Genomic DNA, 19689 nt, shown 5'->3' with positions numbered 1-19689 from the left:
TGAGAAATCCTGCGAATGACTGAGTTTACGTGAGATAAACCCTTAAAACCGAGGGACGGGTACGAAAGCTCAATAAAAGATTTGACATAAAAGTAATATTAGCTAAAGGTGGGAAAATTAATGAAGTTTCGAGCTGTTTCAAGTGAGACAAAATTAAATTATCTTTTGTGGAGAGTTAGGAAAGAAATAAATAATGAAAATAGATATTTACGGACATTAGGCTATGACCCTCAACCGATAATAGATGAAGTGAAACACCATATTGATAAATGGGATCCGATTCAGTTGTTAGCACTAGATTGTCCAGAGGACGAATACGACGGTGAAACTAGAACAATTTCAATATATGTAACTAAGCATCTAGAAGATATTGATACTGACTCATTCAGTAAAGTCATAAATAAAATATTTCAAGATTCATTTCAGAATGAATTTGTTAAAAGCCACGAGTCGATACATATTGCAAGCGATATTATAAATTCTCTAAGAACAAAAAAAATGATAAAATTATAGTTGATTACAACGTATGAGATGGATTCCGTATGAGCTAACGAAACGATAGCTTAAGTAGAATAAGGAATGGATAACTATAATAAAGAAACTCGCCAACACTACGGCGAGTTTTGCTTTTTTATATGCCAATTTAAGTGTAGTTATTCAATTGTGTTTTTCATTGCCTTATACATGTTCTCTACGTGTTCGTCGACTTCATCTCGTGACATGCGTAAGCGATTCACAGAAGTACCATATCCAATTTCCTGCTTACCTTCTTCTAATCCTTTAAAAATTCCATCTGCGAAGGCATCTAATGGTTCTCCATGCGTATGCAACCCAGCTCCACCTAAATCTGTATTCACTGCCGGAGGAGCAACTTCAATAACTTCTACAGTCGTATCTGAAAGTTGGTGTCTTAGACTCATTGTAAATGAATGAAGCGCCGCTTTGGTTGCTGAATAAATCGGAGCAATCGCAAACGGTGTAAAAGCTAACCCTGATGTCACGTTAATGATAGTCGCCTCTTCTTTTGCTGCAAAAAATGGAGCGAAGAGCATAGAGAGATGGAACGGTGCTTCAATGTTAGTTGTTATTTCTTTACTGAAATAATTCCAATTGTTCTTCGCATCCGCTTTTAATACATTGAAGCGTTGTTGGATCCCCGCATTATTAACTAACACATTTACTTCCGGATAGTTTGCTGTTACCCAATCAAAAAATGCTACACGCTCGGTTTCAATATCCAAATCATTTACACGAGTAATAAGGCTTGGGATTTTTTCTTTCGCTTGTTGAAGTACATTTTCACGTCGTCCGCTAACAATGACTTTATTTCCTGCTTTTATAAATCGTTCTGCAAAAGCTAATCCTATTCCAGAACTTCCGCCAGTTATAAGTATTGTATTCCCTGAAAGTTTCATTAATAGTTGCTTCTCTCCATTTATTTCTTCAATTAAACCAATTATTATACCTATTACTTTTTTCATTAATCATTCTTCTTTTCGTTCCTGAGTACGGTTTGTATAACGTGTAATTTTTACTTCAATTCCTTTTAAGGATTCTGTCATCAACGAAATTTCAGCTAGCACGGCCTGCTTGAGATTCTTCATCATTTCAAGTCGGAGTTGGGTGGTGTTATCTCCTTCTACTATCCAATCCATATATTGCTTAATACCACTTATTGGCATGTGCGTGTTTTTTAAACAAATAACCGTTTCAAGGAGCGAAATTTGATCCCTGAAAATAACCGCCTGCCAGCTTCATCACGCTCGATTAGTGGTAGCAGTCCTTTTTTTTCATAGTAGCGTAATGTTGATTCTGGAATATTGAATTTGGCTGAAGCTTCGCTAATTGAATAATACTTCATCTGGAGACCTCCAAAATTCATTGTCGACAGAAATATGATACGACTTAAACCATGGTTTAAGTCAACAAAAAAACAAAAAAATTTGTTTTGCAGTATATCTCAAGGAGTTTATATAGGTGATATTAACTAGAGACCCATTTATTGAAAATTAATACTCAGGATGATATAATGCTCATAAATTAATGACTGGAGTTGAAAGAATAATGTAGTATTTCTTGCTAACGATAAAACAGTAAAAGCGATATTTTTCGCGTGTTTTATTTTGTATGCAAGAAAGTTACATTATCTTTCACTCAAACAATATATCCTTATTTAACTCCATACTGGGGTTGATTAACTGTATTTATTTGAGCTACAAGAATGTAACTTTCTTGTAGCTTTTATTTTTTTATACAGGAGGATTATTTTATGTCATTAATAAATGTTACAAACCTGACGTTTGCCTATGAAGGAAGTTACGATAACATTTTTGAAAATGTAAATTTCCAAATCGATTCCGATTGGAAATTGGGGTTTACAGGTAGAAACGGTAGAGGGAAGACAACATTTCTCAATTTGTTGCTTGGTAAATATGAATACAGTGGAAATATTTCTGCTCATGTCGATTTTGAATATTTCCCTTTCCCTGTAAACAATAAAGAAAATAATACGCTTGATGTGATCATCGACATTTTTCCAGACTATGTTCACTGGCAATTAATGCGTGAGCTTTCCTTATTAAAGGTTTCTGAGGATGTTTTATTTCGGCCATTTGATTCATTGTCTAACGGAGAGCAAACGAAAGTTTTACTGGCTACTTTATTTATTAAGGAAAATAGTTTTCTGTTAATTGATGAACCAACCAATCATCTTGACATTCATGCAAGAAAACTGGTCAGTGATTATCTCAAGTCTAAAAGCGGATTTATATTGGTGTCTCACGACAGATCTTTTCTTGATAACTGTGTAGATCACATACTTTCAATTAATAAGACCAACATCGAAATACAAAAAGGCAACTTTTCAAGTTGGTGGGAAAACAAATTGAGGCAAGATAACTTTGAGCTTGCAGAGAACGAAAAACTTAAAAAAGATATTAAACGTTTGTCAGATTCCTCTAAAAGGACGGGCAACTGGTCACACGAGGTGGAAAAAACAAAAAACGGAACAAGAAATTCCGGTTCTAAGGTAGATAAAGGATATATTGGCCACAAAGCTGCTAAAATGATGAAACGCTCTAAAGCTATTGAACAAAGACAGCAATCAGCTATTAATGAAAAGTCTAAACTCCTAAAAAATATCGAGAGCTCAGACAGATTAGAGATTTCACAGCTTGCTTTTCATGAAAACCAACTTGCTGAACTCGATCATGTTTCTATCTTTTACGGAGAGAAGATCGTTTGTAATGATGTAAGTTTTACGATGGAGCAAGGTGAGCGAATTGCTCTTTCCGGTAAAAACGGCTCAGGAAAATCAAGTATCATCAAGCTTATTTGTGGTGAGGATATTAAGTATACAGGCGCCTTTCGGAAGGACAGCCAGTTGAGAATATCCTACGTCTCACAGGATACATCCCATCTTCAAGGCAATTTATCAGACTATGCAGCAAACAGCGGGATTGATGAAAGCTTTTTTAAAACGATTTTAATAAAACTTGATTTTTCCAGAAGTCAATTTGAAAAGGATATTTCATCGTTTAGTGCAGGACAAAAGAAAAAGGTATTGCTTGCAAAAAGTCTTAGTGAGAATGCTCATTTGCACATTTGGGATGAGCCGCTTAATTTTATTGATGTTATTTCTCGAATGCAAATTGAAGAGTTATTGCTTGAATACTCACCAACCATTCTTTTTGTCGAGCATGATAGGGAATTTTGTGAAAATGTTGCAACAAAGATCATTGAACTCTGAGGTTGTAATATTAGGAAGTGTGGGAGAAGGAGTTAGCATCGAGCATAACTTCCATTGCGATTTAGGTTACAACATACACAGCGAAAATCATAAAACACATAAATGAGTATTCATTCAACTCTGCCTATGTATCATTACGCTAACAAGGAACAAGAGTTCAATAAACAAGGAGGCAGCCGATACGAACAAGCGGCTGCCTTTTCCTGCTATCAGGTAGGAGGCATGTGAAATAAAATTCAGTAAAGGGTAGGAATTGGGGGGCAGGCAACAGCATCAATTATTCTTGGGTCAATTCCGTAGAACATCCAAAATGCTCCATTCCACCTATAACCTGATACTTCACCGTACTCTACACGAGTCGGATAAAACCAGAAATTATCTCCGTTCAGCAGCCAGACGTATGTGTACTCATATAAACAGTCAATTACATAGGATACCGCAGGTTTTTGGGGGATAAATGTAGGTGGAGGAGATTGCGGCTGCCTCATGTACACTTGTGGTTGCGTGATAAAATACATTGAATTCCACACCCTTTTAAGAAGTTTAAATTAACTCGTATCCCATGTTATGTGGGTGAATAACTACTTGACTGTGCACGTGCCTAAGATGATGAAGACTGTCGATCACAATTCCTCGTTCCCCAGCTGGAGAAAAAAGAAAAACACTTCTCTAACCCCTCTCGGGATTAAAGAAGTGTTCATCATACGAACTACGAGGCTCACTTAACGATTCGTTATCCGAACGTAAGCTTAGTAATCCGTAAATTCAGGACCGGTATATTCTGAAGGAATAACAATTTCACCTGATTCAATTTTCTCGGCGAACGCAGCAATTTTATCCTTCACGTCTTGTGGAACAATAGGTGACAGGGCAAGTCGAACGGCATCCGGATTTTCAAGCCCAATTTTTTTCACCATATTCGGCTTCCACTTACCTTCGGTCAAATCTTTGATTGCTCCGTATACTGTCAAGCTTGCATCCGAAATCGCAGATCCAATGAAAACATCGGGTGCATCGGCATAATAATCGCGAACGTTAGCGAATTGATATACGCCATTCTCACGTGCTGCTTCCGTAACACCGGAACGAGCTGTATTCAGCATGGTGAAGATCATATCCGACCCCGCATTAATTTGTGCTTGCGCAACTCGTTTTGCCAAATCGGCATCTTCCTGATTGCCTGTAAATGTGGTAAGGAGCGTTGCGTTAGGATTCGTGTATTTCAAACCGTCGGCATATGCTGCGCGTCCCAACAGACCAGGACCTACGCGAGCACCGGAAATATGAGAAACCACATTCGTTTTTGTAAGAAGTCCAGCTGCTGCGCCTGCCAGCCATGCGGATTCTTCTTGTTTTACCTGATAGCTGGACAAGTTATCGCCGGTCAAATTCGTTTGTGTATTAACAAATTTTATTTTTGGAAATTCTTTAGCTACAAGCTTCACGGCTTCCGAGCTTTGCCCTGCATGAGCAATGATCATATCCGGTTTTTTCTTAGCCAATGCGCGCAATGCGTCCGCAATTTGAGCGGTATCATGCGGGATATTTTCCACAAATGTCGCCTTAATTCTGAAATCCTCTTCTGCCTTCACCAATCCGCGGTAAGCAGATTCCATAAAACCGCCGTCCTTAGAGGAACCCGGAATTAATAGGGCGACTTTAGCTTTTTTATTATTGTTGTGTGACGGGTCCTTGCTAGCTTCTGCAGTAGATAAGCCAGATGAAAATACAAGTGCCATAGCCAAGCTTGACAAAGCCAATTTCGAAAGAAGTTTTCTCAAGATGTAACCCTCGTTTCCAAAAAGTAGTTTTGTCCGGACAAATCAGAGAATAAACTAGACTTCATTTTTTGTCAAATTATGCCGAAAAGAAATATGGGGAATAAAACCAATATTCGCGTAATAACGTCGTTTGCAGGCCTATTCTCCCTATATCGTCCATGACAATTGCACTAAAATCCGACATTATGGTACGTAAAGTAAGTATTTAGTTTTAGTAAAGAGGTCTTGTGTTTTTTAAAATGCTATATTATACTTTGGCCAAAGAATACCCATATCACGAAAAGGCAAACTTCTCGAAAGAGGAGGACGCAAAGCTACGGACCTAAGGATTTCGATCTACGGCAGCCGGGCCACCGAAAATTGGGGGGTAATCCATCCCTTTTTTTGGGGATGGATTTTTTTATTTTGCAATATCTCAATAGGGGGATGCAAGGATCATGAAGTATATACAAAATTTACGAATCAAAACGAAAATTGGCGGAATGCTTGGACTTTCAATTTTTTTCCTGCTCATTATCGGTATTACAGGCTATTTCGTTATGGACAAGATGGCTAGCAATGCCCGTGCTATGTACGAGGAAACCTTAATTCCGAACAGCCTGGTCGAAGGGCTTCTGTTCGGCAATTCACAAATGGATGCTTTGCAGCTTGAATTGCTGTTGGCAAAAGACGAAGCTATCATTAAGCAAATCCAGCAGCAAGTTACTCAAACTCGTGATAAAAATCAGGCGACACGCAAAACTCTGGAGCAGATCACATTATCTCCGAGAGCCCAGGAGCAATACCAACACTTTATCGATTTAATCCCTAAAAACAACGAAGCTAAGAAAAAAGTAGATGACCTGGCAGTTGCCAATCAAAAAGAAGCAGCACATAAGGAATATGTGAATTCGTTTAAGCCAATACGTGCAGAAATGATCAAAAGCCTTGAGAACGTTGTTAAGTTCAATGAAGACGACGCAAAAATCTTTTACGAGAAAAGTATTCAAAGCTCCAAGCTGGCAACCTCCATTATCATAGTCGCTACTCTGCTTGCCGTCATTTTATGTTCCTTGATTGGATATGGCATTGCTAATATGATCACAAAACCTGTTCGCAGCATTCAGCAATTGATGGCTAAAGCGCAGGACGGGGATTTAACGGTTAACGCTACATATCAATCCAAAGACGAAATCGGTCTTCTTTCGAAGGATTTCAACGGAATGATCACCGGGTTGAGAGAAATCATTGCAAAGATCGTGCTCGAGTCTCAAAACTTGTCCGCAAGCTCGGAGCAATTGGCAGCAAGCTCCGAACAATCCAGCCAAACCACTCATCATGTCGTTGCGGCCATTCAAGACATTGCTGAAGGTGCCGATCAACAGATGCAAAGCACTACCGAAAGCGTAAGAGCAATGGAAGAGATGGCGACCGGAGTTAACCGGATTGCAGAATTTTCGGGCAATGTATCCGCAATGTCAATGGAAGCTTCCAAGGAAGCTGAGGAAGGCAATGTTTCCATTCAAAAAGCGATGTCCCAAATGGATTTGATCCGAGAATCGGTCAACGATTCGGCCAAGGTTGTTAACCAACTGGGTATACGATCTCATGAAATTGGTCAAATCGTCGATGTTATTACTGATATTTCGATGCAAACCAATTTACTTGCTTTGAATGCAGCGATTGAAGCTGCAAGAGCGGGTGAACACGGAAGAGGCTTTGTCGTTGTTGCCGACGAGGTTCGGAAGCTGGCGGAGCAATCCAGACAATCGGCAGAACAAATCGCGGAGATCATTCAGCAAGTTCAAGGCGAAACTCGCTCTGCAGTTACAGCCATGGAAAAAGGCAGCAGAGAGGTCGAACACGGAACCGTGATTATGCAAGAAGCAGGAGAAGCCTTCCGAAACATCATGAATGCGGTACAGCAAGTAGCTTATCAGATGCAGGAGGTTTCTGCCGCATCAGAGCAAATGTCAGCAGGCACAGAGGAAATTACCGCTTCCCTACATGATATGAACAGCATTACGAACGCCGCCTTCTCGAAGACGGAAAGTGTAGCGGCCGCTTCGGAGCAGCAATTAGCTACGATGGAAGAAATTTCTGAATCCGTAAATGCGTTGACGCGGATGGCCCAAGAACTGCATGAAATAACTTTACGTTTTAAGAGCTAAGGGCCACGTCTCCGGAGGCTTTGCAATGAAAAACCGCTGTTGGTTTCAACCAACGGCGGTTTTTGTCTTACAAAATCTTGTTCCATTGCTTAAGGGTATCTAAGTGGAAGTGACTGCTTCACGATAGCATCCTTCTGTCGTTTCTCGAAATACTGTGCTCCCAGTCTTCATGGTGAGTTTAAAGGGAGTAGGTGATGGTTATAATGGAATGCGCAACAGCCACAGATGCTTGCTGCTCGGGTTATTCTTTGGCAGGCTGCAATTCATCGGTATTGGGTACCAAGATAATGGTTAGACCCTCGTATCGAGTGGTATAGTATTAGACTGAAAATTGTTATGATCTTGGTTGAGCATGAGCCGATGATCGATCGTTAAGTGTCATGATTATAAAGCTTCGGCATTATCGCGCTGAGGCTTTTTAACACGTAGATGGGGGATAATAGCAATAGTTGACACACATAGGTGACTGGCAGTTTTCAAATGGCATTTAAAACGATGTTGACACGACACCGAATGGTGTCATATAATCAAATCGTCACCAAATGGTGTCCATTCAGGAAGCCAACTAAATATTTAGGAGAGGGTGTTGTGAGCGAGAACAACCAGCTGCGGGATGTGTATGACGCGATTGCAGATCCAACTAGGCGTCGACTGATTCGTCTATTAGCAGAGGCAGAGGAGGTACCGCTTCATGAATTAACGGCACAGTTTCAAATGGGTCGTACAGCGGTATCCAAGCATTTGACCATCCTTAAAGAGGCCGGACTGGTCCTTGACCGAAAAGTCGGTAGAGAAACACGATTTAGGCTAAATGCCTCACCACTCAGAGAAATTCAAGACTGGGTGGCTTTCTATAGCAAGTTCTGGAGTACGAATATGATGCGTTTGAATCAACTATTAGAGGAGGAAGAAGAATGAGTTTAACATTATCCTTGGATTTTCAGTATACGACATCGATCGAGAAGCTTTGGTCTGCCTTAACCGATTCAAGCAAGCTTGCCAAGTGGGTGCTCAACATCCACACCGGTCAGGCGATGGAAAATGATTTTAAGCCCGTCATAGGACACCGTTTTCAGTTTCGCACTCAGCCTACCGAATGGTGGGATGGAATTATTGACGGCGAGGTGCTCATTGTGGACGCACCAGACCGGTTGTCTTATACCTGGGCCAGCGGAGGGGAGAAGCACACGGTCACCTGGACGCTGCAGGATTTAGGGGACGGAAAGGTTAACCTTCATCTCGAACAAATCGGATTCTCAAATGTTCAAGGACTCGAAGGCGCTAAGTATGGCTGGGGTAAATGGTGCGGCGAGCTTGAAAAGGTGTTGGAACAATAACCACATTCGGTACTAGAACGCCGGCTCCTTCCCCAATGCTAAATGAATGGGCATGATAGTTGAACCTTGTTAGACCCGATTCAACATAAACCGGCTGCATGTAGTTTGCAGCCGGTTTATGTCTACTTCGGATAATCTGACAAGTTCTTGTCGTTTCCCTGATTAGAACAGTAACAGGTGCAAGTTAGGGCTGCCCGACTTTCTATGCACGATGAATGGTACAATGTGAATATAAGTAGAAATTAACACTATCGGAAGGGTGTTAGGCATGAGCGAATCGAACCAGGAGTATATCGTAATATCGGGTGCGAGGGAAAACAATCTCAAGAACGTTTCCTTACGCATTCCCAAGCGGAAGATCACGATCTTCACCGGGGTATCTGGATCCGGCAAGTCATCGATCGTTTTCGATACTATCGCCGCCGAATCCCAGCGTCTGCTGAACGAAAACTTTAGCATGTTCGTCCGCAACTTTCTGCCGCGTTTTCCGCAACCGGATGCAGACGCGATCGAGAACCTGAGCATGGCTGTTATTGTGGATCAGAAGCGGCTGGGTGGCGGTTCCCATTCCACGATGGGCACGATTACCGATATCTCTCCCATTCTCCGTCTTCTCTTCTCCCGAGTGGGCCAGCCCTATATTGGACAAACGCACATGTTCTCGTTTAACGATCCACAAGGCATGTGTCCCGAGTGCAACGGGATCGGTCGCAGCCTGTGCGTCGACATGAGCAAGGCGCTAGACAAGTCAAAATCGTTGAATGAAGGGGCAATACTGCTTCCAGGCTATACAGTGAACAGCTGGGATTGGAACATGATCGTACAGTCGGGACCGTTCGATCCCGACAAGAAGCTAAGCGATTATTCGGATGAGGATCTGGAGCAACTGCTTTACGGCAAGGCGAGGAAAGTTAAAATGGATTTCGCCGGGAAGGCAACGAATATTACAGTGGAAGGTGTCATTGAGAAGTTTACCAACAAATACATCAAGCAGGATGTGAAGACGAAGTCCGAACGCACGCAACAAGCTGTTGCGCCGTACATCTCCGAGGGTACCTGCTCCAGCTGCCACGGCGCGAGACTCAGTCATGCCGCGCTTGGCTGCAGGATCAATGGACTCAACATTGCGGAGCTATCCTCCATGGAGGTCGGACATCTCATCCGCGTCATTCGGGAGATTGACGATCCTGTCGCAGCGCCGGTCGTCAAGTCGCTGACAGAGCGGCTGCAGCATCTGGTGGATATTGGACTTGACTATTTGACGCTGGACCGTGAGACGGATACATTGTCCGGCGGCGAGTCGCAGCGCGTCAAGATGGTAAAGCACCTGAGCGGCAGTCTGGTGGATGTCACTTACATCTTCGATGAGCCCAGCGTTGGCTTGCACCCCCGTGATGTACACCGGTTAAATGGGTTGCTTCAGAAGCTGCGCGACAAGGGCAATACCGTGATTGTCGTCGAGCATGATCCCGATGTGATCAAGGTGGCGGATCATATTGTCGACGTCGGGCCTCACGCCGGTAGCCGCGGCGGTACTATCATGTATGAAGGCAGCTTCCAAGGACTGCTGGAGTCAGGCACACTGACAGGCACCCATATGAAGCGACCGCTCCAGCTGAAGCACAATTGCAGGCAGCCATCCGGCAAGCTGCCCATCAAGGATGCGACACTACACAACCTGCTCAACGTGAGTGTAAATATTCCAACCGGAGTGCTGACAGTAGTTACGGGTGTCGCCGGCTCGGGCAAGAGTACGCTGATTAACGAAATATTTCTCAGCCAGCATCCGGATGCGATCGTCATCGACCAATCGGCGGTAGGGGTGTCAACACGCTCGAATCCCGCGACTTACACTGGCATTATGGATGATGTGCGCAAAGCGTTTGCTTCCGCGAACAAGGTCAACCAAGGCTTGTTCAGCTTTAACTCCAAAGGGGCTTGCGAGAACTGCCAAGGGCTGGGTGTTGTGTATACAGACCTTTCATTCCTCGACAGCGTGAAGCTGCCATGTGAAGTATGCGGAGGAAGACGGTTCAAAGAAGAGGTACTCGAGTACAAGCTGAACGGCAAGTCAATTGCAGAAGTGCTGGAGATGACGGTGGAACAGGCATTGGATTTTTTCCAGCTAAAAGAGGTTGTGCGCAAGCTTCAGGCGATGAGTGATGTGGGGCTGAACTATATTACACTCGGCCAGCCGCTAAGCACGCTCTCAGGCGGGGAATGCCAGCGCATCAAGCTGGCAAGCGAGCTGCATAAGAAGGGCAGCATCTACGTGATGGACGAGCCGACGACCGGTCTACATATGTCAGATATCGGTCACCTTCTGGAGATCATGAACCGCCTCGTGGATGCAGGCAATACGGTGATCGTCATCGAGCACAACCTCGATGTGATCAGCCAAGCGGATTGGATCATCGATATGGGACCGGACGGAGGCAGCAAGGGCGGCCAGGTGGTGTTCGAGGGCACACCGTCGCAGATCATCCATGCGGAGCAATCGATCACGGGAAGATACTTGATGTAATGCATCGAATCTACTTTAGTAATGTATGGGATTCGTAATTTCTTAGGAAGTTAAAATATTACAGCGGCACACTAAGATTATATTTTCTAGTCTCAGTGTGCCGCTGCATCTTTGCGTAAATCAGTCTAATCATTCCACGTGGGGAACACGTCAAAATCAGTCTGCTTAAAGCCGATCAGGGAGAATCGGCTTTTTGTCTATGAAGACCCGTTTAAGCTTCATAATAGACCGACACACCGATGCACATGTTATTGCCGGAATCGCCCGTCCGTGTTAGAATCGTATTCGGCTCAATCGGCTAGCCAATAGCCGATCGCGGTTCGAGACCATCCCGCGTGATCAAAACTAAGGAGAAATTTCATATGTTCAATTTTATTTGGGGCGTTGCTTTTGTCATCGTCAATTTCGGGTTGTTCCTGCTCAGCTACCGACTGTTCGGGCGCAAGGGGCTGTATGCTTGGGTCGGCTTCGCCACTGTGCTGGCCAACATTCAAGTCGTCAAGACGATCGAAATGTTCGGCATCGTCATGACGCTCGGCAATTCGATCTATGCGTCGATTTACATGACAACGGACCTACTAAATGAGAAGTACGGGCCAAGAGCCGCGAGGCAGGCCGTGTGGTTCGGATTTTTCAGCCTGTTTGCCTCAGCGATCATCATGCAGATGGTACTGGTCTTCGTACCTCAGGAAACCGATATTTCGCAGGAAGCGCTCAAGACGATCTTTGGCTTGGCACCACAAATTGCTCTAGGAAGCCTATCCGCTTATTTCGTCAGCCAATTTCTGGATGTACGTGTTTTTAGCGCCTTGAAGAATCGATTTCCCGCCTACAACCAGTTCTGGCTGCGAATCAACGGAAGTATGGGCCTTAGCCAATTCGTCGATTCGTTAGTGTTCTGCTCCATAGCCTTTTACAAGGTGTATCCGCTGGACGTATGGCTTCAGATTCTGATAACCACCTATGTATTGAAGTTCGTCATTTCTGCAGCCGGCACGCCGGTGCTGTATTTGGCGCGTTCTTTCCGGTTCCGGGAGGAAGAGAAGGAGTAAATTCCTTCGCGTGTGGATGCTTTTAATGGTCTGAAGCTCCTATCGCAGGATAAATAAAAGCGATAGCCGATTAACTGATATATGTTACAATCCAACTGCTTTTTGCTACCGTGCTTGTGGTTAGCGGAGCTACAGAGGGACGCATTCATTATCAGTCTACTGGGGATCGTTCAAAGCCAAAACCCCGTGTTTTTATACGGGGTTTTGGTAGTTATGTGCTTATTATTTTAGCATTACTTCTGCAAATGGCACACATTTCCGATTTCTGTCCAGTGCTTAATAGAGAAGAGACGATTCATAATGATCTTATGAAAATTATCTTTCTTAAATATGTTAGACTTGAGGAAATAGTTATACCAATTGTATAATAATGGAATATGATATCTTATATTCTTCTTTTGAACTATGATCATATAATTACTTTATAACATATTAGGGGGCGATCATGAACGATACAAAAGTTTGGCAGCTAAGCTAAAGGATGTTGTCATCCGAAGCAAGTTGTTAATCTTTTAGGAGAAAAATGTAAGCGCTTTATATAAGGTGTAAGGGGGTATTTCGATGATTCGACAAATAGCAAGGATGACATCAGTCCTCATGTGCTTTGTGTTTGCCGGATGTGCGTCCCAAAATGCCGGTCCCGATTCCAAGAGTGCCGAGGCCAAGGATTCGTTAGAGGATGTTTCCAAACCTGTCACAATCAAGGTTCTTCGCGCTGCTTCCATGAGTGATGAGCTATTCCAAACGCTGGTGGTCGAACCAATGGCCAAAAAGTACCCGAATATTACGATTGAACTCCAAAATGGCAAACTTGAGGAGCTGATCGCCGCCGGTGAAACCCCGGATGTGCTGACCTATGTGCACAACAACTTGCCGATTTTGAGAAATCTGGATTTAGTGGAGGATATGACGCCTCTCCTGAAGAAGCATAATTACGATTTGGGCCGCTTCAATACGGTTTACTTGGATGCACTCCGGGTTAATTCTGAAAAAGGAGAACTGTACGCCATTCCGTATTTCGCCCAGACTTATGCCTTGTTTTACAACAAAGATTTGTTTGACAAATTCGGAGTTCCTTACCCAAAGGATGGAATGACATGGGAAGACGCGACGGAGTTGGGTAAGAAAATGACGCGGATAGATAACGGCCAGCAGTACCAGGGGTTAAATATCGAGAAAATAACCCGCATCTCATTTCCCTGGTCGCCGACCCTAATCGAGAAAGACAAAACCACACAGAAAGACAGAGCCAACGTCAACAACGATACTTGGAAAGAAATATTTAATTTGGGCTACCGCATTCAGACAATCCCCGGCAATTACCCCAACAAAGATTTTTACAAGGGTGAAGTGGCTATGTTCGCAGTGGTTGGCGATGCTTTTCAGAATATCAAGAAAGTGGTTGAAGAGCAGAGATTTCGGGTGGGTGTCGCGCAATATCCAAACTACAAAGAGCTGCCCAATACTTATGGCATGGTGGATGAGCACGTCATTGTTGTGACGAAGCAGAGCCAACACAAGGATGCGGCTATGAAGGTGGTCGAAGTGCTAACCTCCAACGAAGTGCAGATGATGGCTTCCAAATCATTGGCCCGGCTGTCGCCGCTCGCGGACCCGGAACTTCAAAAACAATTCGGTACGGAGTATCTGAAGGATGTCGATGTGCGGTCGATCTTCAAAAGTCAGCCTGCTCCCGGCATCGTGTTCCATCCATATTATCAAGATGCGCGCAAGCTTCTGGATGCTGAGTATGCTGAGGTCTTGTCGGGACAAAAAGATGTCAACACGGCTTTGCGGGTTCTGGAAGAAAAAATCAATAAAATGCTATTAGCACATTAAAGATATGGAAAAGTGGATGGACATATAGTTGAGATTAAGCTTACGGCCAATGGTTAGTTCGATGAAAAAAAAGAGCAGTTTGCCGTGGCAAATGCTCTTTTTTTATTGGCAAGAAAGGCAAAGTAACTCAATGGAACTAGATCTTGCCGATATAATTGCAGCTCATTTTACAATATATACTGTTTTCTAACTTTGTGTGGATGTAAGTACTCCTTTAGTAAAGTATAAGTACTGAGCTCCAAAACTAGAGCCATAACGGTAGACCCATTGCTCCATGGTTCCGTAAACATTGACACTATCGGGTTTTCCCCAGGACATTAGGACCTGATCCTTTGTCATATCGATGCGTACCTTTTTTCGCCTAATCAGGTCCTTTATATCTTCAGACCAGTCGAAACCTGCTAATGGATCCCCTATATAAAGTGCTCCTGTTAAGGAACTCGGCACAGAAAATTTAAATCGGATGGTTTTGCTACCATTGCTTAAAGTCGCTTCCAAACCGCTGTAGCTAATAACAGATAACTTTTCATACTGATTAAATCGATCCTCAGGTTTAATGTCACTAGGATAAGGAAGGTCACCGCTCCATAAGGAGTCCGCGTTCTGTTTCCAAAAGGTTTCCATAACGATATCTAACTGAAGCTGCTTAGCTGCAGAGTTAATTTTGTTATTATCACCCCAGGAGATGTCTTTTGTAAAATCTCCGGCTGTGATATCGATTCGATGATTATCTCCCCAAGCGGTCTGCATGTCCAAATAATCGGTTAAGAACGAAATCGGTGCATATAGCACTTCTTGCTCTGAAATAATCGGATAGGACATGCGGTCCAAATGAGGATCCATCTTTCCACCAAAGTAGGATATGGCTGTACTGTTGGAGCCGATCAGTATGATCCGATTTGGATGATTGATTCGCAGAACATCCCCAATAGGTTGAGCCGACATTCTAAGTTTGCTTAAGAGCGACCATAATGGTATGTAGACAACATCATTACGAACGATGGGTGGATAGTCCGATTTTAAATAATCTCCATTAACATAAATTTTGTAATCGTCGTTAAGCAGATTAACAGGCTTTCCCTGATCCCAGGGCCCGGTATACCACACATCATTAGTGAAACTAGTGCCTAATACTGCAGATCCCTCTCCTTGGGGGAGTCCATTTTCCAAATCGCCCATATAAACAAAATGATTACCTTCCCATTCAAAATAGGGAAAACCACTTATGTATAATGCTTTGTCTTTGGTTTGCACAGTCGCGTATTGTTTTTCTGCATTCCATTCTACGTTGGCGCCAAATGCTTCGCCGATTAAACGCAAAGGCACGAACGTTTGTCCATCCTCTATTTGTGGTGGAACCTCCAACGTTTTTGTTTGGCCGTTCACTTGCACGGTGGAATCACCGATTTTCATGAACACCGAAGCCCCTTCTCTTTTCAGGGTTATCGACTGCTCCTTCTCATTCCATGTAATTTCAGTGTTCAAAGCATCGGCAATATTGCGTAGAGGAACGAGCATAGTACCATTAATGAAAATTCCAATCCCCATATTTACGCCTGTTTTCTGGGCCGACTCGGCTGCAAAAACAGGGAATGACGACGAGAACATCAGAGTTAACGACATCATCATGATGATAAAACGTTGTAAATACTTTTTCATAAGCGATTGACCTTCCTTTTTAGATTTAAGTGCCACTAATAATAGTTTTAAATTCCTATGTATATCCCTTTATAAACAGGTATTGGATATATATGACACTATGTAATAGTACCAGTTGTAAAAGAAAAAAGCATCCACCCTATACTAGGGAAGATGCCTGAAACATGATCTACCTAACTGGTAAGACTATATACTTTTGCGAATGAGGTTAGTGTAATATTAGTAAAGTAATCAAATGGGAGGTTTCATCTTAATTGACATAACAAGGATGGTGGACCATGAATTATATTAAAGAACATATTGAATTGCCTAAAGAATTTCCTTTTAAGCTTCTTCGGATTAAATCTAGGCAAGCCTTAATTCATTGTCATGAGTGCTTGGAAATCAATTTAATTGTACAAGGAACTGGTTATTACATAATTGAAGAGAAGCATTATCCCATTCAGCCGGGTGATATTTTTATTATCAACAACTCGGAAAGGCATATGGCGGTTCATGAGGAAGCCATTGAGATGATTGTTATGGTATTTGATCTTAAATTTATTTGGGAGCAGCCCTTTGATTACCATTTTTTAGGACCGTTTTTTGACCGCAGCCCACAATTCTCCAATCGGATACGAACAGAGAGTGACAGTTACAAGGAATTATGTCATTCTCTCGAAAAAATAGTCATTGAATACGATAGTAGAGAAATTGGATGGGAGATGGTTGTTAAAGCTACCATTATGTTGTTCCTTTCCAAGCTGGTGAGATATTATAAGAAAAATGATGAATTGGGTATAGATGTGAAGAACCATCATAGATTCCACGAAAGAATTCGGCCGGTTATGGATTATATTCATAGTCATTTTGACAGCCCTATAGAGCTTGGGATATTAGCGGAAAGGATAAGGATGAGTAAGACTTATTTATGTACCTATTTTAAAGATGCCATGGGCATTACTCTTTTTGAATATATTGAACAAGTTCGAGTAAACCATGGATGTAAGCTTTTAAAAACGACAAGTCTTCCAATAACTGAAATTGCCTCATTATCTGGCTTTAACAGCACGTCTTATTTTAATAGGGTATTTAAGCGAATTCTTAGTATTTCACCGAGAGCATATAGAGAAGAATCGAAATATAGTTCAAATAGTTCATAATCTGCTTAAAGCATCATAAAGGAAGAATTGTTAAAATAACCTTGGGAAGCACTTAAAGCCGGAGGTTAGCCATATGAGCAAAATTTGGACACTTGGTGTATTAGGACTAGGTGAGGGAAGAAGTATTATTTCAGCTGCTTTGCAGAGCGAAAAATGGGTGCTGGGCAACATATGTGATTTGAACGAAGAACTCTGCATGAAAAGGTGCAGCGAGTTCCAATTTCCCAGATATACATTGAAGTATGAAGATCTTCTTTCTGATCCATCCATTGATGTCATAGGCATTTATACACCAGATCAACTTCACGCTGAGCATATCAAGCAAGCGCTAGAAGCTGGAAAACATGTGATTTGCACCAAGCCTCTGATGATTTCCCTTGAACAAGCCAACGATCTATTAGATGCTCAACAAAAATCCGGGAAAAGCGTGTTCGTAGGACAAAGCTCAAGATATTTTGAACCTTTGATGATGCAAAAAAAAGATTTTGAAAATGGATTACATGGTGAGTTGATTACGGTTGACACTCACTATATCAGTGATGCCCGGTGGTTCTTGGATAAAGGCTGGAGCCATCAAAAAGGCTTTTCCTGGATGTATAATTTTATGATCCATGCAGTCGATCTGGCAGTGTGGTATATGCCCTATATTGAAGAAGTGTATGGTGTAGGGGTTGTAAGCCAAAATACTAAGGAATACAGCTTATCAGCTTCAGATACGATGAAGTTTATTTTGAAAGATAGGGAAGGAAAGTGCGCTAGCGTTAGCGGAGTTTATGCAGCTCCAACTCTAGGCAGGGATGTACAACAAGCAATCAGCTGTACCCTAACAGGAACAAAAGGGATCAGTAGAGCCGGATATCCCAAACTTGCTTACTACACCAATTTCGAACCGATTCAAAAAAAAGCTAAATTACATACGTATGATGAGAAATATGATTATTATTTCCGTTTTGAGGGCGAGAGTCATCATGCGGGAGAATATCAGAACTATATTGAAGAATTTGCTGACTATATGAATGAAGGCAGTCATCCAAAACCGGACTTGAAGGAAGGCATACGAACTATTGCCATTATGGAAGCAATGGAGGAATCTATGATAACAGGTCAGGTTGTCAGGGTAGAGGATGTTTTGAAAAGGCGAAACATTCTGCTGTAAATAAGGTGAAAATACATGAAGGATATCATTCAGGTCGTATGTTGGAAGTTTCGACAACGCTTACATTGGTGCAGGGAAAGTGAACCATGAGTATCGTAATTAGCCGCGTGCGGGTAGGGTCGATGGGTTAATGTTTGGGCTTGGAAACACAGCCGCCGTGATTCTGCAGGGTCTTCATGTATACAACATTTAACATAATTCGTAAAGGATAGGTGACTGCTATGAAAAGGTTTAACGGTTTATTGTCTGCTGTAGCGAATGACCCTCAGGTTGTTGAAGCATTACTGCCCATATTATATGAGCCTGATAGTCATTGTGCCAATTTGCTCGAGCTAGACAACGGCGACTTGCTTTGTGTCTGGTTCTCAGGCAGTGGAGAGGGGAATCCAGATACCAACGTGTTAATCTCCAGGCTCCCGGCAGGGAGCAATCAATGGACCTCGCCGGTTGATATGTCAGTGGATTCCGAGCATTCGGAACAAAATCCGATCTTGTTTCAGGCCCCGGATAAGAAGGTGTGGCTGTTACATACGTCTAATGAGCCGCACGATCAGAAAAGCGCGAAGGTGATTCTCCGACAGTCGGAAGATCGCGGCCACACATGGAGTGCCCCGGTCACTTTGTTTGACGGCCCCGGCCTCTTTCTGAGACATCCGGTGGTTGTGTTAAGCAATGGTGACTGGCTGCTTCCTGCTTACTATTGCAAAAGTGGCGGACACTACAGCGTCGTCCTCATTTCATCCGATGAGGGACGGAGCTGGCAGGAGTATGAAGTAACAGGAAGCTTGCACCGGGTGCAAATGAGTGTGGTCGAACGGGACGATGGTTCGCTCTATGCAGTGTTCCGCAGTCGGCATGCAGATCGGATCTACACCAGTATTTCCGTAGATCAGGGGAGGAGCTGGACTATTCCAACGAAGAGTGTTCTGCCTAATAACAATTCCTCCATTCAATTATGTAAGCTGCAAAACGGCCATCTCGCGCTTGTGTATAATGATTCGACGATGGAACGGGATCAGTTCCGATGGATCGAGAGGAACGGGGAATTTCGCAAGAAAGCGCTTCGCACCCCACTTACGATAGCGGTTTCAGAAGACGGCGGAGTGACATGGCCCTTCTACAAAAACATCCAAATGGCCGATGCGGAGCATCGGGAACACCCGATTGGTTATTCTTATCCCGCGATTATGGCTGCTCGAGACGGTTCTATACATATAGCGTACTCTTACTTGCGCAAAGCCATTAAATATGTTCGTCTTCCGGAGCAATGGGTGAAACAAGACGGGCGCGGGGGATTGTAG

At 43.0% G+C, this 19689-nt stretch carries 16 protein-coding genes and 1 riboswitch; of the genes, 11 read left to right on the top strand and 5 right to left on the bottom strand.

What is annotated here, in order from left to right:
• Positions 1 to 120: 120 nt before the first annotated feature.
• Positions 121 to 513, top strand: coding sequence for a DUF1871 family protein (locus BP97_RS0133745; protein ID WP_028553021.1), 393 nt, complete (start codon positions 121 to 123; stop codon positions 511 to 513).
• A gap of 140 nt (positions 514 to 653) precedes the next feature.
• Here BP97_RS0133745 and BP97_RS0133740 read toward each other — a convergent pair whose 3' ends face one another.
• The 3 genes from BP97_RS0133740 to BP97_RS41365 all read right to left on the bottom strand — a co-directional run bounded on the left by BP97_RS0133740 (position 654) and on the right by BP97_RS41365 (position 1861).
• A complete protein-coding gene (locus BP97_RS0133740) occupies positions 654 to 1415 on the bottom strand; it encodes an SDR family oxidoreductase (RefSeq protein ID WP_028553020.1) in 762 nt (253 codons plus the stop codon).
• 69 nt (positions 1416 to 1484) lie between these two features.
• Positions 1485 to 1655 carry a MerR family transcriptional regulator gene (locus BP97_RS41370; protein WP_231506539.1) on the bottom strand — a complete coding sequence of 57 codons (171 nt, stop codon included), beginning with the start codon at positions 1653 to 1655 and terminating at the stop codon, positions 1485 to 1487.
• A gap of 38 nt (positions 1656 to 1693) precedes the next feature.
• A complete protein-coding gene (locus BP97_RS41365) occupies positions 1694 to 1861 on the bottom strand; it encodes a MerR family DNA-binding transcriptional regulator (RefSeq protein WP_231506538.1) in 168 nt (55 codons plus the stop codon).
• A gap of 408 nt (positions 1862 to 2269) precedes the next feature.
• Between BP97_RS41365 and BP97_RS0133730 the strand changes: the two genes are divergently transcribed.
• Entirely contained in the window at positions 2270 to 3748 is a 1479-nt protein-coding gene (locus BP97_RS0133730) for an Lsa family ABC-F type ribosomal protection protein (protein WP_028553019.1), read from the top strand.
• 749 nt (positions 3749 to 4497) lie between these two features.
• Here the strand turns inward: BP97_RS0133730 and BP97_RS0133725 are convergent.
• Positions 4498 to 5529, bottom strand: a complete 1032-nt coding sequence (locus BP97_RS0133725) for a BMP family protein (RefSeq protein WP_156043500.1) — start codon at positions 5527 to 5529, stop codon at positions 4498 to 4500.
• A 273-nt stretch (positions 5530 to 5802) separates the two neighbouring features.
• Positions 5803 to 5887: riboswitch (cyclic di-GMP riboswitch) on the top strand.
• A 79-nt stretch (positions 5888 to 5966) separates the two neighbouring features.
• Between BP97_RS0133725 and BP97_RS0133720 the strand changes: the two genes are divergently transcribed.
• From BP97_RS0133720 to BP97_RS0133695, 6 genes are all read left to right on the top strand, one after another.
• Positions 5967 to 7679, top strand: a complete 1713-nt coding sequence (locus BP97_RS0133720) for a methyl-accepting chemotaxis protein (protein WP_028553017.1) — start codon at positions 5967 to 5969, stop codon at positions 7677 to 7679.
• A gap of 588 nt (positions 7680 to 8267) precedes the next feature.
• Positions 8268 to 8597 carry an ArsR/SmtB family transcription factor gene (locus tag BP97_RS0133715; RefSeq protein WP_028553016.1) on the top strand — a complete coding sequence of 110 codons (330 nt, stop codon included), beginning with the start codon at positions 8268 to 8270 and terminating at the stop codon, positions 8595 to 8597.
• Positions 8594 to 9016, top strand: a complete 423-nt coding sequence (locus tag BP97_RS0133710) for an SRPBCC family protein (RefSeq protein WP_028553015.1) — start codon at positions 8594 to 8596, stop codon at positions 9014 to 9016. The genes BP97_RS0133715 and BP97_RS0133710 overlap by 4 nt, the downstream gene beginning before the upstream one ends.
• Positions 9017 to 9284: 268 nt before the next feature.
• Complete coding sequence (locus BP97_RS0133705; protein WP_028553014.1) at positions 9285 to 11540, top strand: ATP-binding cassette domain-containing protein; 2256 nt, start codon at positions 9285 to 9287, stop codon at positions 11538 to 11540.
• Between the two features lie 362 nt (positions 11541 to 11902).
• Positions 11903 to 12592, top strand: coding sequence for a queuosine precursor transporter (locus BP97_RS0133700; RefSeq protein WP_028553013.1), 690 nt, complete (start codon positions 11903 to 11905; stop codon positions 12590 to 12592).
• Between the two features lie 561 nt (positions 12593 to 13153).
• On the top strand, positions 13154 to 14431 hold the full coding sequence (locus BP97_RS0133695) for an ABC transporter substrate-binding protein (RefSeq protein ID WP_028553012.1): 1278 nt from the start codon (positions 13154 to 13156) through the stop codon (positions 14429 to 14431).
• A 186-nt stretch (positions 14432 to 14617) separates the two neighbouring features.
• On the opposite strand, the gene BP97_RS0133690 is transcribed toward BP97_RS0133695, so the two are convergent.
• Positions 14618 to 16090: a copper amine oxidase N-terminal domain-containing protein gene (locus BP97_RS0133690; protein WP_028553011.1), complete on the bottom strand. Its 1473-nt coding sequence runs from the start codon at positions 16088 to 16090 to the stop codon at positions 14618 to 14620.
• Positions 16091 to 16368: 278 nt separating this feature from the next.
• Here BP97_RS0133690 and BP97_RS0133685 point away from each other — a divergent pair, with 278 nt between their 5' ends.
• From BP97_RS0133685 to BP97_RS0133675, 3 genes are all read left to right on the top strand, one after another.
• Positions 16369 to 17232, top strand: a complete 864-nt coding sequence (locus BP97_RS0133685; protein ID WP_028553010.1) for an AraC family transcriptional regulator — start codon at positions 16369 to 16371, stop codon at positions 17230 to 17232.
• 73 nt (positions 17233 to 17305) lie between these two features.
• Entirely contained in the window at positions 17306 to 18388 is a 1083-nt protein-coding gene (locus BP97_RS0133680; protein WP_028553009.1) for a Gfo/Idh/MocA family protein, read from the top strand.
• 221 nt (positions 18389 to 18609) lie between these two features.
• Positions 18610 to 19689 (top strand): sialidase family protein, encoded by a 1080-nt coding sequence (locus BP97_RS0133675; RefSeq protein WP_028553008.1) that lies wholly within the window; start codon positions 18610 to 18612, stop codon positions 19687 to 19689.

The organism is Paenibacillus sp. UNC451MF (assembly GCF_000686845.1).
In the GTDB taxonomy this organism is placed as follows: Bacteria; Bacillota; Bacilli; order Paenibacillales; family NBRC-103111; genus Paenibacillus_S.
The sequence above is the reverse complement of the archived record's forward strand: the minus strand, read 5'-3'. Positions and strand labels throughout refer to the sequence as shown.